The organism is Vibrio breoganii (assembly GCF_024346795.1).
GTDB classification, from domain to species: domain Bacteria; phylum Pseudomonadota; class Gammaproteobacteria; order Enterobacterales; family Vibrionaceae; genus Vibrio; species Vibrio breoganii.
Genome location: NZ_AP024864.1, coordinates 2,241,093 through 2,262,979, shown reverse-complemented (window position 1 = coordinate 2,262,979; position 21,887 = coordinate 2,241,093). Strand labels below are relative to the sequence as shown.

The 21,887-nt window shown below is 36.6% G+C and carries 20 protein-coding genes; 12 read left to right on the top strand and 8 right to left on the bottom strand.

The annotated features are described in order from the left end of the window. Positions 1-83 precede the first annotated feature (83 nt). Positions 84-2,168, top strand: coding sequence for an elongation factor G (fusA, locus tag OCU35_RS10505; protein ID WP_261825340.1), 2,085 nt, complete (start codon positions 84-86; stop codon positions 2,166-2,168). 91 nt (positions 2,169-2,259) lie between these two features. Here the strand turns inward: fusA and OCU35_RS10500 are convergent, their stop codons facing one another. Then, on the bottom strand, positions 2,260-3,966 hold the full coding sequence (locus tag OCU35_RS10500; protein WP_017031221.1) for an AMP-binding protein: 1,707 nt from the start codon (positions 3,964-3,966) through the stop codon (positions 2,260-2,262). Between the two features lie 443 nt (positions 3,967-4,409). After that, entirely contained in the window at positions 4,410-4,631 is a 222-nt protein-coding gene (locus OCU35_RS10495) for a hypothetical protein (RefSeq protein ID WP_261825339.1), read from the bottom strand. Positions 4,632-4,739: 108 nt separating this feature from the next. Here OCU35_RS10495 and OCU35_RS10490 point away from each other — a divergent pair, with 108 nt between their 5' ends. Continuing rightward, the gene (locus OCU35_RS10490) at positions 4,740-6,182 is read left to right on the top strand and encodes a class I SAM-dependent methyltransferase (protein WP_261825338.1); all 1,443 of its coding nucleotides are present in this window, start codon (positions 4,740-4,742) and stop codon (positions 6,180-6,182) included. On the opposite strand, the gene OCU35_RS10485 is transcribed toward OCU35_RS10490, so the two are convergent. The 6 genes from OCU35_RS10485 to OCU35_RS10460 form a co-directional block, all read right to left on the bottom strand. Then, positions 6,107-7,825, bottom strand: a complete 1,719-nt coding sequence (locus tag OCU35_RS10485; RefSeq protein WP_261825337.1) for a sulfatase-like hydrolase/transferase — start codon at positions 7,823-7,825, stop codon at positions 6,107-6,109. The genes OCU35_RS10490 and OCU35_RS10485 overlap by 76 nt on opposite strands. A gap of 444 nt (positions 7,826-8,269) precedes the next feature. Continuing rightward, positions 8,270-9,823: a glycosyltransferase family 39 protein gene (locus tag OCU35_RS10480; protein ID WP_261825336.1), complete on the bottom strand. Its 1,554-nt coding sequence runs from the start codon at positions 9,821-9,823 to the stop codon at positions 8,270-8,272. An 85-nt stretch (positions 9,824-9,908) separates the two neighbouring features. After that, positions 9,909-10,631 carry a class I SAM-dependent methyltransferase gene (locus tag OCU35_RS10475; RefSeq protein ID WP_261825923.1) on the bottom strand — a complete coding sequence of 241 codons (723 nt, stop codon included), beginning with the start codon at positions 10,629-10,631 and terminating at the stop codon, positions 9,909-9,911. Between the two features lie 10 nt (positions 10,632-10,641). After that, entirely contained in the window at positions 10,642-10,992 is a 351-nt protein-coding gene (locus OCU35_RS10470) for a GtrA family protein (RefSeq protein WP_261825335.1), read from the bottom strand. Positions 10,993-10,998: 6 nt separating this feature from the next. Next, complete coding sequence (locus OCU35_RS10465) at positions 10,999-11,940, bottom strand: glycosyltransferase family 2 protein (RefSeq protein ID WP_261825334.1); 942 nt, start codon at positions 11,938-11,940, stop codon at positions 10,999-11,001. Next, on the bottom strand, positions 11,933-13,117 hold the full coding sequence (locus OCU35_RS10460) for a glycosyltransferase (protein ID WP_261825333.1): 1,185 nt from the start codon (positions 13,115-13,117) through the stop codon (positions 11,933-11,935). Before OCU35_RS10460 ends, OCU35_RS10465 begins: the two co-directional genes overlap by 8 nt. Positions 13,118-13,768: 651 nt before the next feature. Here OCU35_RS10460 and OCU35_RS10455 point away from each other — a divergent pair. The 10 genes from OCU35_RS10455 to OCU35_RS10410 all read left to right on the top strand — a co-directional run bounded on the left by OCU35_RS10455 (position 13,769) and on the right by OCU35_RS10410 (position 21,883). After that, positions 13,769-14,833, top strand: a complete 1,065-nt coding sequence (locus OCU35_RS10455) for a phosphatase PAP2 family protein (RefSeq protein ID WP_315972630.1) — start codon at positions 13,769-13,771, stop codon at positions 14,831-14,833. 435 nt (positions 14,834-15,268) lie between these two features. Further along, positions 15,269-15,457 carry a Flp family type IVb pilin gene (locus OCU35_RS10450; RefSeq protein WP_261825332.1) on the top strand — a complete coding sequence of 63 codons (189 nt, stop codon included), beginning with the start codon at positions 15,269-15,271 and terminating at the stop codon, positions 15,455-15,457. A 340-nt stretch (positions 15,458-15,797) separates the two neighbouring features. Then, entirely contained in the window at positions 15,798-15,992 is a 195-nt protein-coding gene (locus tag OCU35_RS10445) for a hypothetical protein (protein ID WP_261825331.1), read from the top strand. Positions 15,993-16,098: 106 nt separating this feature from the next. Continuing rightward, complete coding sequence (locus tag OCU35_RS10440; RefSeq protein ID WP_261825330.1) at positions 16,099-16,284, top strand: Flp family type IVb pilin; 186 nt, start codon at positions 16,099-16,101, stop codon at positions 16,282-16,284. A 49-nt stretch (positions 16,285-16,333) separates the two neighbouring features. Next, a complete protein-coding gene (locus tag OCU35_RS10435; RefSeq protein ID WP_261825329.1) occupies positions 16,334-16,831 on the top strand; it encodes an A24 family peptidase in 498 nt (165 codons plus the stop codon). 31 nt (positions 16,832-16,862) lie between these two features. Beyond that, complete coding sequence (locus OCU35_RS10430; RefSeq protein WP_261825328.1) at positions 16,863-18,185, top strand: AAA family ATPase; 1,323 nt, start codon at positions 16,863-16,865, stop codon at positions 18,183-18,185. Continuing rightward, positions 18,182-18,919 carry a Flp pilus assembly protein CpaB gene (gene cpaB / locus OCU35_RS10425; protein WP_261825327.1) on the top strand — a complete coding sequence of 246 codons (738 nt, stop codon included), beginning with the start codon at positions 18,182-18,184 and terminating at the stop codon, positions 18,917-18,919. Before OCU35_RS10430 ends, cpaB begins: the two co-directional genes overlap by 4 nt. Before the next feature lie 7 nt (positions 18,920-18,926). After that, entirely contained in the window at positions 18,927-20,402 is a 1,476-nt protein-coding gene (locus OCU35_RS10420) for a type II and III secretion system protein family protein (RefSeq protein ID WP_261825326.1), read from the top strand. 11 nt (positions 20,403-20,413) lie between these two features. Then, a complete protein-coding gene (locus OCU35_RS10415; protein WP_261825325.1) occupies positions 20,414-20,629 on the top strand; it encodes a hypothetical protein in 216 nt (71 codons plus the stop codon). A gap of 24 nt (positions 20,630-20,653) precedes the next feature. Beyond that, on the top strand, positions 20,654-21,883 hold the full coding sequence (locus OCU35_RS10410; protein ID WP_261825324.1) for a Tad domain-containing protein: 1,230 nt from the start codon (positions 20,654-20,656) through the stop codon (positions 21,881-21,883). The last annotated feature ends 4 nt before the right edge of the window (positions 21,884-21,887 follow it).

Below are 21,887 nucleotides of genomic sequence, written 5' to 3'. Positions count from 1 at the left end.
TCAACAAGCACACAGAGCTATCAGTCTAGTCAGATTGTGGTATACTCTGCGCGCATTTTATATCCTATTGATAGAGTAAAACGATGACTGATTTATCAAAATACAGAAATATTGGTATTTTCGCGCACGTTGATGCGGGTAAAACCACGACGACTGAGCGTATCCTAAAGCTTACCGGCCAGATCCACAAAACTGGTGAAGTTCATGATGGTGAATCAACTACTGACTTCATGGAACAGGAAGCTGAGCGCGGTATTACTATCCAGTCAGCAGCAGTAAGCTGTTTCTGGAACGATCACCGTCTAAACGTTATCGATACTCCTGGACACGTTGACTTCACAGTTGAAGTTTACCGTTCTCTTAAAGTACTTGATGGCGGTATCGGCGTATTCTGTGGTTCTGGTGGTGTTGAGCCTCAATCAGAAACTAACTGGCGTTACGCTAACGAATCAGAAGTATCTCGTCTGATCTTCGTTAACAAACTAGACCGTATGGGCGCAGACTTCTACAACGTTGTTGACCAAGTTAAAAACGTTCTAGGTGCGACTCCTCTAGTTATGGTTCTACCAATCGGCCGCGAAGATGACTTCGTGGGTGTTGTAGACCTTCTAACTCGCAAAGCATACGTTTGGGATGACACTGGTCTTCCTGAAAACTACGAAATCCAAGATGTTCCTGCGGACATGGTTGACGACGTAGAGCAATACCGTGAAGAACTAATCGAAACTGCTGTAGAGCAAGACGACGACCTAATGATGGCTTACATGGACGGCGAAGAGCCTTCTATCGAAGACATCAAGCGTTGTATCCGTAAAGGTACTAACAACCTGTCGTTCTTCCCAACTTACTGTGGTTCTGCATTTAAGAACAAGGGCGTACAAATCGTTCTTGACGCAGTTGTTGATTACCTACCTTCTCCAACAGAAGTTGATCCTCAACCTCTTATGGATGAAGAAGGCAACGAAAATGGTCAGCACGCTATCGTGTCTGCTGACGAAACATTCAAAGCGCTTGCATTCAAAATCATGGATGACCGCTTCGGTGCTCTAACTTTCGTTCGTATTTACTCTGGTAAATTGAACAAAGGCGACACCATCTTGAACTCATTCACTGGTAAAACAGAGCGTGTTGGCCGTATGGTTGAGATGCAAGCTGATGACCGTAACGAACTAACTAGCGCACAAGCTGGTGACATCATTGCGATCGTTGGTATGAAGAACGTTCAAACTGGTCACACTCTATGTGATCCAAAAGACCAAGTAACTCTAGAGCCAATGGTATTCCCAACTCCAGTAATCTCTATCGCTGTATCTCCAAAAGATAAAGGCGGTTCTGAGAAAATGGGTATCGCTATCGGTAAAATGGTTGCAGAAGATCCATCTTTCCAAGTTGAAACTGACGAAGAAACTGGCGAAACCATCCTTAAAGGTATGGGCGAGCTTCACCTAGACATCAAAGTTGACATCCTTAAGCGTACTTACGGTGTTGACCTAACTGTTGGTGCTCCTCAGGTTGCTTACCGTGAAACTATCACTCAACCAATTGAAGATAGCTACACGCATAAGAAACAGTCTGGTGGTTCTGGTCAGTTCGGTAAGATCGACTACCGCATCAAGCCAGGCGAAGCTGGTTCAGGTTTCTCGTTCAAATCATCAGTTGTTGGTGGTAACGTTCCTAAGGAATTCTGGCCTGCAGTTGAGAAAGGTTTTGCATCTATGATGGAAAACGGTGTTCTTGCTGGTTTCCCAACTCTAGACGTTGAAGTTGAACTATTCGACGGTGGCTTCCACGCAGTGGATTCATCTGCAATCGCATTTGAAATCGCAGCGAAAGGCGCATTCCGTCAATCAATGCCTAAAGCTGGCGCTCAACTTCTTGAGCCAATCATGCACGTTGACGTGTTCACTCCAGACGATCACGTAGGTGACGTTATCGGTGACCTTAACCGTCGTCGTGGTATGATCAAAGATCAACAAGCTGGCGCTACTGGTGTTCGTATTAAAGCTGACGTACCTCTTTCTGAGATGTTCGGCTACATCGGTCACCTACGTACAATCACTTCTGGTCGTGGTCAGTTCTCTATGGAGTTCTCACACTACGCAGCATGCCCAATGAACGTGGCAGAAGAAGTAATTGCTAAAGCTAAAGCTGAGAAAGAAAACAAGTAATTGTTTCTTCTTAAATAGCTAAAAGAAAGCCCCGATAGTGAAAGCTATCGGGGCTTTTTGTTTTTCTAGAACCTAGAACCCAGAACCTAGGCTATTCTTCCCAAACCACGAACTTATCCTTAGGCCATTCGGCACCCACATCGTGGTACTTCTTCTCTAATACATGTCGTTTGATTTTCAGGGTAGGCGTGAGTATCTCATTCTCAATACTCCACGGTTCCTTGATAAGCAGTACGCCCTTTATTTTCTCGTGCCCTTCCAACTTCTCATTGATATGCGTAATGGCTTTAGCAATACTTTTCTCGTATCTATCCTTATCAAAGTTAGGAAAATCGTGAGGCACAATCAGAAGGATAGGAGCAGGCATTCCTAGTCCCACGAGACAAAGCATTTCCACGCGAGCAACTTCGATAATTGCTTTTTCTATTGGCACTGGCGCGACAAACTTGCCTTTGGCTGTCTTGAATGTATCCTTCTTGCGCCCTTGAATAGTCAGGTAACCTTCTGAATCGATAGAGCCAATATCACCGGTGTGCAGCCATCCATCTTCGTTAAACGCTCTAGCTGTCGCTTCATCGTTCTTGTAGTAACCAGAGAACATCCCTTTACTGCGCACAAGGATTTCTTCGTCCTCTGCTATCTTCAGCTCAATACCCGGCCCTGCTTGACCTACGGTACCGATTTTTGAAGCGTTGAAGGGATAACTTAACGTGCTGTAGGCGAAGGTCTCTGTCATCCCCCAAGCTTCGGTAATATTAATACCTACCTTGTGATACCACTCCAATATTGCCGGGCTAATAGGCGCGGAACCACACCCCAGAACTCGGCCCTGATCTAAGCCTAAACCATCAACGATCTTCTTCTTAATGATTGAATTTAGAATTGGAATCTTAAGTAGAAGATTTAACTTCTTCGGTGGAAGCTTATCTTGAATACGCTGCTGGAAAAGAGTCCATAAACGAGGCACGGAAATAAACAAAGTAGGGCGATGCATTTTTACATCTTCTATGAAGGTTTCTAATGACTCTGGAAACGCCGTTTCTAAACCAGCTTGAATAGATGAACCAAAGATATACACCCGCTCGGTAATGTGCGCTAGCGGCAGGTAAGAGAACATTCTATCGCCGGGTTGAATTCCGATGTGGTCTACAAGATTTTTCACCGACCAGCTAAAAGCACCATAAGTAAGCATAGCGCCCTTAGGAACCCCAGAGGTGCCTGAGGTATACACAATAGACATAAGCTTGTCATCGTGATGCTGAGGATGTTCATCATGAGGTATCGCATCATGAACTAACTGCGCAAATTTATACTGACATTCAGGTGCAGAATCATAAGGGAAAGAGATAGTGATCAGCTCTGGAAGCCTACGCATCACTTCAGACGTAGCATTAGCATCATCAAGCTTACCTGCAATCAGTACCTTACTTTCACTATGCGTTAAACAATACTCAATGGTGTCAGCACCAGCGGTCGGGAAAATAGGAACGCTAATAAAGTCACCTAACATCAAGGCTAAGTCTGTAATAAACCACTCAACGCAGTTCTTAGAGACGAACGCAACTTTATCCCGAGGTTCCAACCCTAGCTCTCGCAGCGCACTAACCAGCTTCAGCGCCATGTTAGCCACTTCAGAGTATGTATACTCAACAAACTCTCGGTCTATTATCTGCTTTAGATAGACCTCATTAGGGCGCTCATGAGCCCATTTAAGTATGAGCTCATTAGGTGGTGGGATTGTGCAAGGTGGATTGGTGAAAACTTGCTGCTCTGCTTCGGTCCCTGAAGCCTTATCCATAAGCGACTCTTCCTTTAAGTGTATGTTACTCAGAAGCTTAGCAGGTTTTTAAAAAAGCGTTGGTTGCATGAGAGAAGGATGACAAAATCAATATGGCCTGAAAAGAAGAATCAGTGTTGGAATTACGGACCGATTATCTGAAATTATGTATCTGATTTTAACTGAGTATCCCAGTATGTTTTCGTGTCCATTCGGTTGGGCTTAAAAGGCTATGAGTAAGTGCCAATATAGAACGTTTTTAGCTTTGTCATTAAGTATATAAACACGGAAGGTTAAGCATTTTCATGCAAAGGCACGCTACATTAAACTATGAGTGAAGTGCGGATTCAACATGCGCCATCCCTTAATTGAAACACTATAATATTACTGCGTAACTACAGAGTATTACGGAAATTATTATGCTTATTGCACTTTAAATCTACCAATACAAATGTTGCTGGTTCCTACTCTTTGTCCGGTGCATCTTCAATCCGGTTATCTTCTTTATTCCCCTTTTTGAATAAACGTAGAAGCTTATCTTTCCAAAGTCCAAGAGTAGCAAATATGCCGAACGCACCAGCTATAATGGCTTGTAATATAATACTACCAGAGCCGGGATCGATATATGCAAACGCTGAAGGGCTTAAAGATAATACCAACAACAATGTAACAAACGGCTTTGACATGATACACAATCTCATATTTATCTTTCCAAATTCTAACTAGATGAGCATATACTCATTATTGGTCATTGAATCACAACAAGCAAATTATTATAAAAAATAAGGTCGTAAATGAGTAACATAGAAAGAAACAACGCATCATTCAGAGATAATAGCGGTTTTGTGTTTAGTAAAAATGGACAAGTGTATAGACAGATCAATAAAATATTTCAAAATGAATTTGAGTCGTATGCCAGCAGTGGGTTACATCAAGCTCTGATCAAACAAGGATTGGTTGTTGATTACAAGGAAGCTGATATAGAGCCTGATTTCATGAGTAGTGAAGTAAAATATAAGATTATTAAACCAACTCAAATAGCTCATATTAGTTACCCATATGAATGGTGCTTTAGCCAATTGAAAGATGCCGCACTTCTGACTTTAGAAGTTCAACTGTTAGCTTTAGAGTTCGGTTTTACACTCAAGGATGCGAATAGTTATAATATACAGTTTCATAAAGGAAAGCCTATTTTTATTGACACCCTTTCTTTTATCCGTTATGAGCAAGGGCCTTGGGTTGCTTATCGACAATTCTGCCAACACTTTTTAGCTCCGTTATTGTTGAAATCAAAATGTGATTATCGATTAGGCAGGCTAACTGAATTATATATCGATGGAGTTCCTCTCGATCTTGCTAGCAAACTGTTGCCACTGAATTCTTGGTTCAATATTAATATCTTATCTCATATACATTTACACTCTAAAGTTCAAAGCTACTATGCAGGAAAACCACAAATAGGAAACTCAAAACTTAAAATAGCAAATGACACAATTAGTAAATCAAAACTTAAATCAATTATACAAAGTTTAAAGTCTATGATAATTAAAACAGAATGGCGAAGTGCTTCGACAGAGTGGGGCGAATATTATGAGAATAACAATTACTCTGAAGTAGCCATGAATGAAAAGTATAATTTCATCGAAGAGTACTTAAGAACGTTAGAAAACCCTATAGAATCAGTAGCGGATATTGGAGCAAATAATGGCTATTTTAGTAGGTTGGCAAGTTTGTATTCTGACAGAGTTGTTTCATTCGATATAGATGAACTTGCCGTTGAAAAAAATTACAAAAAAATGAAGAAAGATAAAGAAACTTCAATTACACCAATTGTCCTTGACCTACTAAATCCTACTTCTGCTATAGGATGGGCAAACAAAGAACGTAATTCATTTATAGAACGATCTCGTTTTGAAGTAGTCTTTGCATTGGCGATAATCCACCATTTAGCTATTGGTAACAACCTACCATTTAATGAGATAATCAAATTTTTTCATTGTATAACACTACGAAATTTAGTGATTGAATTTGTACCTAAAGAAGACTCTCAAGTTAAAAAAATGCTAAAAACTCGTGAGGATATATTTGATGACTACAATGAAAATGGGTTTGAGAATTCATTATCAGACAAATTTGAAATAATTAAAAAACAGAAGATAGCTCATTCAACAAGAACATTATATTTCTTGGAAAGAATTGACAACCTAACTGATGAATCTAATAAATCAGTCTCATAACCTTGTTCTTTTAAATGCTCAACAATCTTTATATATTGCTGAGCATGAGTCATCATTCTTTCAGAACAATAATCTATATTATCATAAACTTTTTCGTGTGATAATTCAGGAGCGTTCGATTTTTCAAGGGTAATAGTATATAAGTATCCACAGTAAACCATAGAAGCACTGCCTAGTGTATAGAACGGTGGGTGAATATCATTAAGCACTATACCTTTCCCTCCTTCCACCTTTGTTGTTCCACCACTTCTCCCTGAGGTTTTTGCAATAAATATAGGATAAGAAACTTGATCCCTTGATATGAGGTCTTTACCAACCATCCATTTAGGGGGCGATACACCAAGATAAGAAAGTATTGTTGGTGCAATATCTAATCTTTGTGATGGAATTAGATCTCTACCGGTATACATTTTATTAGGGAACCGAACTACAAGAGGAATAGTTTTATTTATTGCCCATCGTATACCATGATCACTTCCAAAAACCAAAATGGTATTTTCCAATTGCCCTATAGATTCAAGTAAAGTATAGATATCTTTGATATAATTATCCCATTGAAGAATAGAGTTATCATAATGTCCTAAATCCCATGGTTCATATTGTATTTTCGATTCTGTAAAAACTGGAAATTGATAGTCAAATCGTGGACCATGAGATCCAAGAAGGTGCACGTTTGCAAAAAACGGTTTTTCGGATTCGATTATTTTTTGTTTTAGCCGTTCGACACGACCTTTATCTGAAAAGTAATTAGATATTTCACTTTTGTTTATAACAATTGAAAATGGGTTAACATAAAGTCTATAACCACTTAAATGATATACACGTTGTTGTAAGCGCCAATAACTCTCTTCAATAAATTCTGTCGCATCGGGCCATCTTAGCAAAAAGTACTTTTTTAATCCTGTTTCAACCCCACCCAAGTTACGGCCATTGCCATAGTTAAAAGCATTACGCATTCTTAGGTCATATGAATCTACGTAATGTCGAATATTGATGTCAATATTATAATATCCCATTTTTAAAAGAATACCAGGAAGGTGTTTATACATAGATTCGCCTTTTAATGTGTCTGGCCTAAAAATCAACCTAGTAAATGTCGGATGCTGTCCGGTTAATAGAGAACCTACAGATCCAGTTGTTTTCTCTGAATTAGTGAAGTGATTCTCAAAGACTAAACTTTCATTTAATATACTTGATAAGAATGGTGTGGTATCTCGATTGTAACCATATACTGACATATTGGAGGAGTTAACCCCGTCCATGTTAAAAAATAGTATATTTGGAAGATCAGTACGTACTGCTGACAAATCAACATTAATGTTTTCTGATATATTGGATTGGTAAGATGTAGCCAAACAAAAAACTGAGGATAGTATTAAAGAGACTAGAACATATTTTACTTTTTTATAACCATTAGAAATAGAACTATAATTAATACAGATCGACAAAAATTTAAACTGGAAGTATAAAAAAATAACAGAAAGCAAAATACAATAAACAGCTTTCGATACTGTTGTGTTTAAGTTGGTAGCTGAAAAATGAATAACATTATATGAAAAATTATCTAATATTAAAAAAACTGCACTAGCAAATATCAAAGAAGGTAGGCTAACTAAAAATAAGTATGCATATATCCCTTTCAATTCTATGTACTTGTTAAATATGTATAAAGTAAAATTTAATGTTATGAATAATAAAGATGAAATTACTATTAATGGAACAGGAGATACTAACAGGATCTGTAAGGATTCGGATATAGATAAATATGAGAAAACTGAAGGTTTACCTAAGAAAAATAGCCACTCCATCAAAAAGTAGAAGTAGCAACTAAAAATTAACAGTATAAAGATTTTTAATGTTACTCTATTGTCGAATTTATCACGTGACATGAACAGAACCATAAAAATTTATAATTATTAATTGTAGACTATATATTTATGATTATCATTTAATAGTAATGAAAAATATCACTACATTATGAATTAAGGTGAAAATAATCAAGAGGATGCACGTGGAAATTGAACTAGAGTTTCAATTAAGTATGGTATTTTTGAATGTATAATAAAACCATTTCAAATCGAGATAATTCATGGACTAATGAGGTATGGTAGTGAATTTGGGTTACTATCGCGTAACGAGGATATTGCTTCATTTGAGAAGTACCAATGTAACATGCAGTTTCCGCCTTTAGCTGACAAAGAATGTTCTCCATTGTCGAGCCATATAGTTTCTCCAGAGTACAATTTAGCATTATTGACATGGCAAGCCACATTGGAATTACTATCTATAGTGTAAAGTCCAGAACGAATCAAGCTTATATTTTCACTAGTGTTTGTCGAAAACCCTAAGGTCAGAACATGAGGTGAAATGGTGACATAGTGGTTATATAATAGTTTTCGATCACTAATAGTAAGCCAGCCAGGTACTCTATAACTCTCTATAATTATGATAGGCTTAGTCTTTTCTATTTCTTGCCAAACATTATATAGACCAGAATAGTAATCATTGGTCTTTATGGCAGAACTTCTCCAATGATACGTAGATTCTCGGTAAAGGCCAATTCCCTCGTACGCGAAGATAGGCTCAGTTATCTTGGTGTTATTATTAATAAATGTATATAAAAGCCTTTGATGTTCATTTGTGTTGCTTAAAATGAACATCAGAAACCTAATAACAAAAATAGCGATTACCATTATAGTTACAAGTTTCTTAAAACTATCACCAATAAAATTACTAGAAAGAAGTTTATTTAATGAGATACCAACAAAAACGATCAGAATGGAATATAATGTTATAAGGTTGTATGAGTGATAATGAGGATTTAAGTATACTGAGAAGAGAGCTAATAAAAGCAAAGAAATTATTATATTTCTTTTTGATGATTGCCATTGACTTAGTGTTTTAATAAATATTAAAAATCCAGATACTACTAATAAATAATATATAGAATCTACCTTAATGAAAGAAAGTAGGACATTAGATCGAATAGAACTGGAAACATTTTCCTGACTATGGCTTATTATTGATAACTTTATAAGCTCTAAAGTTGTTTCATAAAAAACAGAAAGAGATGATGTGCCATTGATAAAAAATAGAGCTAAGATTGGTATTAAAGCCCCAAACAATAATGAGATCAAATTGGAAACTGTTAATTTTAAGTTAAAATCATTTCTTCTTTGCATTATAATATAATGAATAATAACAACAATAACTATAAATGCTTTGAATTTAAATAATATTGCTAAAGATAAAAAAATTCCAACAAATGTGAATTTCTTACTTTCTCTATGCTCAGAAATATATAAAGTAATAATTGACTGTAACCAAAGTATTAAAATAATCAGATCAGGTCTAATATCCAAACCTCTGGAAATCATGGCATAGGATAAGAACAACATAAGTATGCTAGTATAAGCAACTTTATCTGAAAATAAATATTTAACTATAGTGAATAACTGATAAGACAGGTAAGATAATAATATCAAGAATATAAAACGGAATATGTAAATTAGTTCAAATTGACTCCCTGTTAATTGATATATTGGTTGTAGAATATCAAATAGCAAAGTATAACTATCTACATTGAAGTCTACATTTGGAGTCTTACCATTACTTAATAACCATGTTGTATATAACGCCATGTAATCATCGTTAATAAGGACTAGACTTAAAGATAGCCAAAAGAATAAACATAATATCAAATATAGACAAAGACGTTGCAAATATCTAACGTTCATTTCTTCTCAACAACCAAACAGTTTTTGTCTTTAATATACTCGGCCAATAAGGTTCTATATTTTGTATCATACATAGAATCCATTTTGGGAAAAAGTTATAAATAAAACTGGGTAACATCAATATTGACTCGCAGCGAATAATATCAAAGTCATTATCACTAGCCAACTTTGCAACACTTTTGTTACTGTTGGTATAAATATCGCCTCCTAGTTTATTAGAGAAAAGGTTAGACCATGCTCTAGGTGACCAACCCAATGAATCAAATATAAGATAGCCATTGGAAGATATTATCCTTGAAAATTCATTGAATAGTTGTTGTTGATCGTCACTATGAAATAAAAACCTTGAAGACACAATAGTTTCAAAACTACCATCCTCATAGCTAGTGTTATAAATGTCTTGTTTAGTTATATTAATGCATTCAATGTTATTCGATTTTTTGCATTGTAATAGCATTTCCTCCGAATAATCAGCAGCGTAAATTATATTGAATCCAGAAGATTCTATGAGACTTAGCATCCTTCCTGTACCTGTAGGAATATCAAGAATTGGACCATCTAAGTTACATTTCCCCAAAAACTTTGCCATTACTCTACATTCTTCTTGATGAACAAACTTTCCACCAGCGTTAGAAAAGCGTAGATTTTCATAATTTTCTACAGTACGTTTGTCACTATAGAAATCTTTTTTATTTTGGCTATTACTTTTAATAAGAATATCCTTAAATTGTATTTTCTGCTAGTAAATAGTTTACAGGAAATCTAATTATTATTACATATATTTGAGCTAATAATATAGGGACAGACAGAGCATCTACAAAAAAATATAGTAATAATAGACCAAGAACCAATGATAACGTCATAGATATAGAAAACTTAACTAGTTTTGAATTTCCTACTGTGGTGTGGAATGTATATGTCGAGTTTAGATAGTAGCTTGAAATTGTCCCTAGAATGAAAGATAGTAAAGACGCTAATAAATAATACGCTCCTATGTAAATAAGAAAGCTGAAAACCATATAGCTTAAAAGGCTGTTAAGAATCCCAAATAAACCAAATTTAAATATTTTCATTAATAATTAAATGTCTTTTTTTAAGTTCTTTGTGTAATGAACAATATAGTCAGGCCTAGCTTGACCCTGCTCGTATATCCTTCCTACATAGGATCCAATTAAAGCTATAAAAAACAATAAAACACCAGAGAAAAAAACCTGGAAAAATATGATAGAAGTCCAACCATCTACCGTAGTGTCAAACATGAATTTACTAATCATTGCCTTAGCTAGATAAAGTAGGCTAAGAGACCACATTAACGTTGAAACTATGAACATTAGCTTTATAGGAAATCGTGAAAAATTTAATGTAGCATCAGAAGCAAGCGAAAGCATTTTCTTCAAATTATATTTAGTTTGCCCTGAGTGACGACCATCTCGTTCATACTTTATAATTGATTGACTAAATCCTATGGTGGCAAAAATGCCACGAAGATATTTATGTTTTTCTCTATATTTGATAATTGACTCTCTTACTATCTTCGTAAAAGCACGAAAATCACCACAATCTTCAATTAATTCTGCAGTCGATGTAATCGATAGAAATCTATAAAATACTTTTGCCGAAAATTTTTTAAAAAAAGTTTCGTTTTTCCGTGTCAAACGTTGTGCATGAACTATGTCAAATCCTTGTTCTATTTTTGCTATAAATTTATCTATAAGCTCAGGAGGATCTTGAAGATCTATATCAATAGTTATATTAATATCTCCTGTTGCCATCTCTATACCCGCAAATAAAGCATTTTGATGGCCGACATTCGCAGCTAGGTGAAGGACGGCTAGCCGACAGTCTTCTTTCGCTAGGCGGTCTAATATTTTGGCACTATCATCTAAACTGCCATCATTTACAATGAGAAACTGAAACTCATATTGATTATAAGAGTTTGCTATTTGGCAAAGACGTGTATAAAACTCTTCAATTACTAGTTCTTCGTTATAACATGGAGCAATAAAGCTTACTTTATTCATTTGATGACCACTTATCAGATAGTATATTATGATAGCCATTGATAAAAACCTCTAGCGATAAAATACCATTATTCGTTGAATCTTCATGAAGGAACATCTTATTGTAAGACTGATTCATATGAAAATTTTCAATAGCTAATGCACTTTCATCTAGATTATTCAGAAAAATTTCTATAGAGTTCTTTCCAAATTTAATAGTGTCACATAGTTCAGGGAATCTAGGAATAGCAACAGGGGTACCAATAGACAAAGATTCTACTATAATATTTGGTGTTAGGCTTGTTCCTACACATGTCCTTAGGGGTAATATAAGAAGATCTGTTACTGCTAATTCTGCTCCAACATCTATATCTTCCTTGTATTTAATAACGTCATTTAGATTAAGATTGTCAATTCTTTTTGTTATTTTTTCTGAGTCACCAAATCCACTCAGACACAAGTTAAATTTGAAATTTATATTACTTCTTTTTTTTAGTTTATATATAAGTTCAATTAGATAGTCTACGCCTTTTGAATGTTTAGCGTGCCCTATATAAGCCAATACAAAATGATTATCATCAGACTGCTTGATAGGGGTATCACTTATCGGAAAAACACCATTTTGAATAAAGTTTATATTACTTTTTGATATAGATTCCAATTGATTTTTTTGAAATCTACTATGTACTATTATGTTTTTGAAATGATGAAGTATTCTTTTATAAATGACTGAAGATATATATGAATTAAAGAGTATTATATGTAGGTAAGCAACAATATTACGTAGGAAAAATTTATAATTTTCTTTCAATTCAGAATAAGTCAAGAAAGACTGCCATACAGAGATGGTTGTTCTATGCCTTAGTTTACTATCAATGAAAATATAGACAATAAGGAGTTCTATTGGGGTTGCAATATGTATATTTATTTGTGGATATGGGCGTGATGTGGCTATTTTATTTATAGTTGAACACGTTTTCACAAGATTAATAACTCCCTCAATGAGAGAGTTATAGCGACTATGCTTACGAAAATTATGTTGTTCAATATCACAATCAGTATCAAATGATGTTGGTGATACTGAAATAACTGCTATATTTTTTCTTGAGAAACATTCAGCAAGGTTTATAAAATTTTTACTTATTGCTTCTTTTTTATTATTCCTAAATCGACCAATACCTAAAATCAATGAATCCATTCTTTTCTCAAACGACTGGTTTACTCCTATTAGAGTATGCCACCATTTTAAGTCAATACTGAAATTTCAAAAACGAGAGCTATGTCGAAAAATTGACAAAGTTTTTTTTCAAGCGATTTATAGAGTATTCGCACGACAAAAAGAAGAATTGATACTGAATCAGCTGTGTACGATATGGTTATAACTAGGATATTTTCCGCTGTGTGACGAACCGATAATCAACTAGTTCCACGCTGAACTTTAGAACATTTAACCGCGTCGATTTGTCTTTAACAAGGATGAATTAACACTTTGAATCAAGTTCAAAAGCAATCGCTCCATATTTACTTATTTCTGCTCTATAAATCTATGAATCTACGAATCTACGAATCTACGAATCTCTGAAGCGGCCTTAAGACTTGCATTAACAAAGCGACAACTGGCATAGTGTGCGGAGGGGGCGTTTAAATAGGAATATGTCCTATGATAAGGGTTTGTAATCGTAATAAAGAGTTATATTATCGGTGTTCGTAATATGATTACTGCAAACGCATTAACTAAAAGTAAGCAAGAAGGTATTGAAAACTATGGATGATTATCAACTTACAATATGCCTTTCTACAATTAGCTTTGGAGATGTGAGTGAGTCTAATTATAGTTAAAATTAAGGATATGACGACATGGAGTAAATTTGTACTTATACATTTATTTCTTTGGTTAATTATACTGTTGATTTCAGGTTACTTTGGACATATCGATAAAATTGATTTCTTTCTTTATCTATCGACAGTGACACGATCTCTAGGAGTGACCCTAGCCGTTCATTTTATTTTTAAATTCCTTGTATTAGCTATAAGAAGGTCAAAATCACCGCTAACGGATATACTTAAAGATTATAGAATCAGATTTCTAAACTTAAAATCTATGTTATACTCGACCATAATTATTACTTTTTTTGGCATTAACTGTAGTATATATACTTCGTTCAAGGTCCTGATACCTCAAATTAACCCCTTTAACTATGATTTATTGTTTTTTAATTTGGATAAATATATGCACTTTGGGTACTCTCCTTGGGAGATAACTCATAGTGTTCTCCCAAATGCGATATTAACAGTGCTTATAAATACTATATACAATATATGGTTTTTGGTCTTCTGGGTATTTGTATGCTCTGTTATATTTTCACTAGAGTCCATAAAACTTAAACTAGCGACAATTTCCTCCTTTAGTATGGTTTGGATAATAAACGGTTCAGTTTTAGCTGTGATTTTTTCTTCTGCTGGGCCTTGTTTCTTTGATTCTGTAGTAGATATATCTATCGTTCCAGATTATTACTCCGATTTAATGCGAACGTTAACTGAACAACAGAATCTTTTAGAGAAAAATGGGATTTGGTTAGAGATACGTGCATTGATGATTCAAGATTATTTGTGGTCGGCCTACACAGATCAATCTACAGACTTTGCTGCTGGTATATCTGCATTTCCAAGTATGCATGTTTCAGTTGCAATGTTGATTTGGCTGATAACAAGAGAGTATTTTCCTAAACTCGGTAAACCTGCATTATTGTTTTTAGTTTTGATCATGGTTGGTTCTGTCCACTTAGGTTGGCACTATGCAGTTGATGGTTACATGAGTATAGTGACAACATATGTTATATGGCGGTTCTGTAAAGCCATTTTTATGTTAGGAAATGATGGGGTAAGAGATTTGGAGTCTGAACTGATTAAATGATGCATACTGGAAGGAATTAATACGCAACACTTAACTGGGTTTATGTTCTATTTTTCGGTGCTTTATTAAACTTAAATGCTGTTTAGTTTTATAACTACGGCCTTTAATGCTAATGATGTATATTTGATAGCTTAAGTTAACATGCTGATTTTTCAAGTAAAACTACTTTGAGATAGGATACTCATGGGAAATAATCAGATATCCGTATTTTGATAGTCGTATGTGGCGACCTAAGGTAATCTGAACTAAATTTACCGATGTTGGTGGGAAAGTAGCTAATTGTTGTATTAGGATATTAACAATATTAGGTCTACTACTGATAAGCACCTCCATGCCGTAGGTTGATGCCATTTACTAAACCATTGTGGTTTACAGAAACGTCAGAATCTAAGCAAGCAACCTACAAGTATATGTAATGACAAAAGGAATTTGGTTATGAATACACTTAATAATATTGTTTTGTTTTTTAAAGACGAAGAAGGTCTTACAGTTGTGGAATACGTGATTGGTGCTGCCTTACTTGTCCTCGCACTAGTTGGTGTTTTTTCTGCTCTTCGTGACGGTTTGTCAGCGAGTTTGAGTAATACGTTAAACAACTTACCATCCACCTTATCCCAGCCATAGCCAAAAAATCTTAGAAATATTGTAAAGCGCGATTCAATATCAAGAATTTCGAATCGCGCACCACCTCATTATCCTTACCTTTATCTGTACTCTTTCTTTTCTTTTGACGCATTAACCGCGAACAACGGGAAGGCAACTTTAATGGTATAGTTATTATTCGGTTAGGAAGCACTTTTACATAGTTTGATTTTGTCTCGATTGATAAGAAAGTACATATCTAAAATATACCTAGGAACAATAAGCGCCATATTCGAAGAAAATGTAAATGTAGTCTAATATTCAAATTGAAAGTAAAAGTTGATAAGTTGCTTTAAGTTGTAGAGTAATCGAAGGGAAGGTCATGTTCTTAAGAGAGAGCACAAGGAAGTTTATAATAGACTTTTTTGTTGATGAAGAAGGTCTTACTGTTGTTGAGTATGTTGTAGGCGCAGCAGCGTTGGTTGTTGCAATCTCAGCTGTATTTGTTGAATTTGGAAATGGGTTGCAAGAATCAATGAGCGCGACTATGAATAGTTTACCTACAGTAAACAATTAGTTAAATGTGATAACACTCACAATCATGACGTTTAAGTATTGTTTATCACATTTTAGATGCAATACTTAAATTGCAACTTATATTGCTGTTTTTATGGAGATTATATATGGATATTAAGAAACAAATAGTTAGTTTCATGCAAGATGAAGAAGGGCTTACGGTTGTTGAATACGTAATTGGTGCTGCGCTTTTAGTTCTAGCGCTCGTCGGTGTTTTCTCAGCGTTAAGAGATGGGCTAAGTGCAAGCTTAAGCGCTACTATTAGCTCGATCGGAAGTGCTACTCTTAACTAACAGTTATATTGAAGCCTCTATGGTTAGAGGCTTTTTTTGAGCTTGCAATATGCCCATTATTTTGTGGGGGATACTTTCTGTCATAGCTGTTTATGACCTGAAAGAAAATCGCATCCCTAATAAGCTACTTATTACAATAATCGTTGTTAAGACGTTTTTTTTAGTTTCTGTAAATATGGACAGCTTCCTAGATTCATTAATTTCAGGGACTGCTCTTTTTGGTTTAGGTTTCATATTTTTTATTTTGAGAGCAATGTCTCCTGGCGATGTCAAACTACTTGCCACTATTGGCTTTGCAAGTGGAATAACGCAATTCGGAAGCCTACTTTTTTACCTTACAATGGCAGGCGGTTTGGTTGCTACTTTTTGCTTATTTGATGCTATTTCTAAAGGGTATAAACCAAAGTCTGTGAAGCAAAAAACCAATGAACTAGCGTTAACCAAAGATTTGATTAACGTGCCACATAGCCGTTATGAGCAAAAGTTAGTCATGCCTTTTGCTCCATCAGTTGTTATTGGGCTAGCTCTCTTCTATTATTTTAACTAAATACTAAAATGCAATTTCATGGATAGAAATTATGCCCGTATTGACACCTCAGGTAGCGTCTCCGAGTATTGTTACCAGTTTTGATGATCTAAAAATACCTAGTGCAGTTGTTGATAACTTAGTCTTAAAGCACTTAGCGGCTTACCCTAAGTCAGATGTGTTGGTTTTGAGCCGTCACCTAGGAATCGTATCTCACCTAATTGAAAGCATATTAGGTGATCTTCGTAAAAAATCTCTTGTCGAAGTCTTTCAACCCGCATCAATAAGCCCTCAAGTTAGTGCTGCTAGTGCAAACGTCAGATACGGTTTATCAGAAAAAGGTTTAGTACAAGCAGATGAGGCATTTAAAAAAGATGCTTATCTTGGCCCTGTTCCAGTTTCACTAGATACCTACAATGAAATGGTTATAGCTCAAGATCTTCGAGCAAACCTTATCAAACGACTAGATGTAGAAAGCGCACTATCGGACGTATATGGGGCAGAGCGGCTAATTAAAGTATTAGGCCCCGCAATAAATTCTGGACGAGCTTTATTGTTGTATGGGCATGCAGGTACAGGTAAAAGTTTTGTAGCAGCAAGGATATTAAACTCTCTCCACACCTCGGTTTATGTACCACATTCTGTTTATGCTGCGGGGAATATTATAAAGGTGTTCTCGCCTCAGCATCATAATCCTGTCGATTCTTACGCGTCTGAAGATATCATTAACTTTAAAAATCAGTATGACAAAAGATGGGTTTTATGTGAGCGCCCAAATATTCAAGTCGGTGGTGAGCTCACAATGGATATGCTGGAAGTAAATCACTCTGAGCATAACCGGGTTTGGATAGCACCGCTTCAAATGATGGCTAACAATGGCATTCTAGTGATAGATGATCTTGGAAGGCAGCCTATGCCTGTGGCTACCTTGTTAAACCGTTGGATCGTACCGATGGAATACAACTACGACCATTTATCTCTTCCAAATGGCCAACAAATTACAATTCCATTTATTTTGACCATGGCTTTTTCAACTAACTTAGATCCAAAGAAAATAGCAGATCCCGCATTCTTGCGCCGATTAGGATATAAAATCCAATTCAAACCTTTGTTAGAAAATGATTACCTCAAACTATGGACAGATTTATCCAACAAAAAAGGTTTAGAGTTACTACCGACAAGTGTTGAAACTCTACTAAGCTTACACTCATTACATTCTGTAGGGTTATTTCCTTGTATACCTAAGGATATTGTCGGAATCAGCCAGGATATTATTGATTTTGAAGAGTTACCTTCAGCGATAGACCCAACTGTATTGCAACGAGCATGGGATTTGTACTACACCGCTGATGAACATGGAGGTAAGGCGTTATGAGTAAAGGAATGGTCTTTTTCTTACTTTTGCTATCGGTCATATTTGGTTTGGGTGCTGTATTTGTCGCAAAGCAATGGATGGAAAAACAAACCCGTGTTGAAGTGAAAATGGAACAAGTAGAAAGGCATCCGATTGTAGTTGCAGCTTCAGATATTCCGGAAGGGACCATTATTGAAGAAAAGCATATGACGACAAAGCTTCTTGAGAAAGATTGGCTGACGGAAACACAAGTCAAAGACAGTCAAACAGTGATAGGGAAAATCGCCAAAAAAGAAATATATGCAGGCGAAATACTGCATTCATCTAGATTGATCAATCCTGGTGAAGGTACGACGTTAGCGACGTTATTACCAGAAGACATGCGAGCAATCACAATTCGAGTCAATGATGTTGTTGGTGTGGCAGGCTTTCTATTACCCGGTAGTAAAGTTGATATTTTGAATACGGTTAACTCAAGGACGTCAACCGTTCTAAAAAATATTAAAGTATTAGCCGTTGACCAAACTGCAAAAACAGCTGACAACAAGCCGATAATAGTAAGAGCCGTTACTCTGCAGTTAACCCCGAGAGAAGCTGAACGGTTACTTTCAGAGAATAGTAAAGGTTCTATACAATTAGCCTTGAGAAACCCTCATGCAGTTGATAAGCCCGTCCCAAGAAGAAAATACGTTCCACCACCGAGTGTTACGATAATTAAGGGCACATCACAATCCAACGTTAGAGTGAATGAATGAGGTCATTATGAAAAGGATTTTTATATTAGCTGCCATGCTCAGTTTGTTGTTGCCGGCGTTTTCAGCGTTAGCTTCAATAAACGCAGGAAAAACCGTAACTATACCTCATCACAAATCAACACATGTGAAAATATCAGGAAAGGCGAAAAGAGTATCTCTTGGGGACCCAGCTGTCTTAGATATCGTCATGCTTAAAGCAGATGAACTTTTTCTGATAGGTAAGAAACTAGGTTCCACCAATCTATCTGCTTGGGATAGTCAAGGTAGGTTGATCGAGTCATTGAATATCGAAGTAACTCATGACCTCAATAATTTGAAAGAGAAGCTGTATGAGTTCTTGCCAAATGAAGAAATTAAGGTCCATAGCTCGCAAGATAAGTTGATATTGAGTGGGCTAGTTAGTAGTGCTGAAAATATGAATTTGGCAGTGAAGGTGGCACAAACTTATTCATCAGGTAAGGCTGCTGATAAATCGGATAGCGATGCGGGCGAGGCTGATTCTGGCGTCATTAACTTGATGACTATTGGTGGGGCACAACAAGTAATGTTAGAGGTTACTGTCGCCGAAGTGCAACGTTCATTGGTGCGACGTTTTGATTCTAACTTTCACTTTTTTCAACAAAGTGGTGACTTTACTTGGGGTGTTACTAGTGCCGGGGCCGGAATTGCTCCAGGGATAGGTGGAATCTTAGAGCCTGTATTAGGTGGTGTAGGTACCAACGACTTTGGCTTTTTAGGTGGCTTAGTTGACAGCAATACATTGTTTACTTTTGCTTTAGATGTAGCCAAAGAAAATGGTGTTGCAAAAGTCTTGGCTGAACCTAACTTAACTACTTTAAGCGGCTCAAAAGCCGAATTTTTGGCGGGTGGTGAGTTCCCTATCCCAATTCCAAGTGATGACGGTATCGGTATTGAATATAAAGAATATGGCGTAGGATTAAAATTTACGCCACTAGTGCTATCGGATAAAAAAATCAATCTGACTTTGGATGTAAATGTTAGCGAAGTGGCTGCAACCGGAGCTCTTGCGTACAACCCTGGTGATTCAAATGCAGCATACATTGTCCCACCTTTAACAAGACGAAGCGCTTCCTCTACGCTTGAGTTAGCTGATGGGCAAACTATTGGTATAGCAGGGCTATTAAATGAGAATACTAGGGATCTTTCTTCAGAAATGCCCGGTATAGCAGATGTTCCTGTGCTTGGTAATCTATTTAAAAGTAAGCAATATGTATCGGGAGAAACAGAGCTTGTAATATTGGTTACTCCTAGGCTAGCTAAACCGATAGATCGAAATAAAGTCACTCTTCCAACAGATGCTTTTGTAGAACCTACAGATGTTGAATTTTATTTGATTGGAGGTAGTGCATATATCGATAATGAACTAACGCAATCACCGACCGAAGAGCAGGACAATAACACATCTCAGCCAGTGGGTGGTAACACCGGCGGCTCTGAGGGATCGTTTGGGCACTCCTTATGAGGAATTCAATTATGATCAAATTATTATTTGTCGGGTTCGTTGCTATTTTGCTAAGTGCATGCAGTAACAACCCCGGTCTTGGTAATTCAGTTGCTCAATTAAAGCAAGAGCAAGTTTATAACCCTGAGGCGACAGCTGAGAATCAACAACTAGTTATAAATGGCAGCGGAGAACGCACTCAAACAGCAGTTAAAGGCTATAATAACAACAAGGCGATTAAGCTTTAAGCTTGGGCTTTGGAGGAGGTTGTTATGAAAACGCATAGCTCAATAGTAGAAAGCAAGAAAAAGCAAGGGGGGCTAGTAGTTGTCCTTTTTACATTGTGTCTGCTTATACTGCTGGGATTTGCAGCCCTTGCTATCGATATTAACCATATGATCCTCAATAAATCTAGGTTACAAAATAGTGTTGATTCTGCAGCCCTTGCATCTTCTGTAGCCATAGAAAATGGTTCTAGTTCGCGTGATTCTATTGATCAGTCGCTGGCAACGCTAGGTGAAACAGCTAATGCTAGTGGTAATAGTGAGCTCTTGTTTGGCGGGAATTATAACCAGTTGACCCAAGTGTCTAATACCAAGTACGTAGCCGAATACGATGATTACGAGGTGTATTATTACTTCAGTAATAATCCAACAGAGTTTGGTGACAGTGTTCCATTTCAAGAGAGCAGGGATATTTATACAAGGGTTGTGGTATCAGATCACTCTCTTGAAAGCTACCTTATCCATATTTTTGGCTTAGCTAAAAACGTTTCTGCTTCAGCCGTTTCGGGGAGAAGTTCTGGCTTTAAAGGTATCAGCAATATAGCTCCTATAGGTATTTGTGATCAGTTGGAAGATGACCCTGATAGCAATGGCTATATCGGTGGCAAGAAGTACGCTCTTGCTGGGAAATGTAGTGGTAATAACGATAAACAATGTTCTACTCCAGATACTGGTGGAGATATCGGCGCAGGAAACTACAACTATTTGAGACTGGATGGATATGGAAATGGTGCAGATGGCGTGGGTGATGCTATTGGAGGGAAAGCGCCTGGTGAGTTTGATGATGGTGAGTCGGGTATATATCTTATTGAAGGTGAAATAGTCACTAAGCCCGGTATTAATAATGGGCCTGTAACTGGTTTTAACTCTCGATTTGAGCAAGTGGACGGTTTCCCTCCTCCCGATCCAGCTCCATTGAACTCAGAATCCATTACTACTTTTCAGGATTATGTAGAGGCAGGAGGATCTAAGTTAGGTCGTCGTACAATGACTGTACCTGTGGTTGAATGTGATGCTAATGGTAATAAACCGGTGACAATTTTGGGATTCGAGTGTTTTTTCCTCTATCAAAAATATGATAAGAAAGAAAAAATCATCTGGGGAGAATTTATCGAAGGTGGGTGTCCTGTAGCTAATGGGGTTGGTGGTAATGACCCAATCGCATCTGGTCCATATAGAATACAACTATACAAAGACCCATACTCTGGCGAATCGTAGGATG

Coding starts and splice junctions, on each gene's coding strand:
- fusA (WP_261825340.1), top strand. CDS start 84: ATGACTGATTTATCAAAATACAGAAATATTGGTATTTTCGCGCACGTT.
- OCU35_RS10500 (WP_017031221.1), bottom strand. CDS start 3,966: ATGGATAAGGCTTCAGGGACCGAAGCAGAGCAGCAAGTTTTCACCAAT.
- OCU35_RS10495 (WP_261825339.1), bottom strand. CDS start 4,631: ATGTCAAAGCCGTTTGTTACATTGTTGTTGGTATTATCTTTAAGCCCT.
- OCU35_RS10490 (WP_261825338.1), top strand. CDS start 4,740: ATGAGTAACATAGAAAGAAACAACGCATCATTCAGAGATAATAGCGGT.
- OCU35_RS10480 (WP_261825336.1), bottom strand. CDS start 9,823: ATGGCGTTATATACAACATGGTTATTAAGTAATGGTAAGACTCCAAAT.
- OCU35_RS10470 (WP_261825335.1), bottom strand. CDS start 10,992: ATGAAAATATTTAAATTTGGTTTATTTGGGATTCTTAACAGCCTTTTA.
- OCU35_RS10465 (WP_261825334.1), bottom strand. CDS start 11,940: ATGAATAAAGTAAGCTTTATTGCTCCATGTTATAACGAAGAACTAGTA.
- OCU35_RS10460 (WP_261825333.1), bottom strand. CDS start 13,117: ATGGATTCATTGATTTTAGGTATTGGTCGATTTAGGAATAATAAAAAA.
- OCU35_RS10455 (WP_315972630.1), top strand. CDS start 13,769: ATGACGACATGGAGTAAATTTGTACTTATACATTTATTTCTTTGGTTA.
- OCU35_RS10450 (WP_261825332.1), top strand. CDS start 15,269: ATGAATACACTTAATAATATTGTTTTGTTTTTTAAAGACGAAGAAGGT.
- OCU35_RS10445 (WP_261825331.1), top strand. CDS start 15,798: ATGTTCTTAAGAGAGAGCACAAGGAAGTTTATAATAGACTTTTTTGTT.
- OCU35_RS10440 (WP_261825330.1), top strand. CDS start 16,099: ATGGATATTAAGAAACAAATAGTTAGTTTCATGCAAGATGAAGAAGGG.
- OCU35_RS10435 (WP_261825329.1), top strand. CDS start 16,334: ATGCCCATTATTTTGTGGGGGATACTTTCTGTCATAGCTGTTTATGAC.
- OCU35_RS10430 (WP_261825328.1), top strand. CDS start 16,863: ATGCCCGTATTGACACCTCAGGTAGCGTCTCCGAGTATTGTTACCAGT.
- cpaB (WP_261825327.1), top strand. CDS start 18,182: ATGAGTAAAGGAATGGTCTTTTTCTTACTTTTGCTATCGGTCATATTT.
- OCU35_RS10420 (WP_261825326.1), top strand. CDS start 18,927: ATGAAAAGGATTTTTATATTAGCTGCCATGCTCAGTTTGTTGTTGCCG.
- OCU35_RS10415 (WP_261825325.1), top strand. CDS start 20,414: ATGATCAAATTATTATTTGTCGGGTTCGTTGCTATTTTGCTAAGTGCA.
- OCU35_RS10410 (WP_261825324.1), top strand. CDS start 20,654: ATGAAAACGCATAGCTCAATAGTAGAAAGCAAGAAAAAGCAAGGGGGG.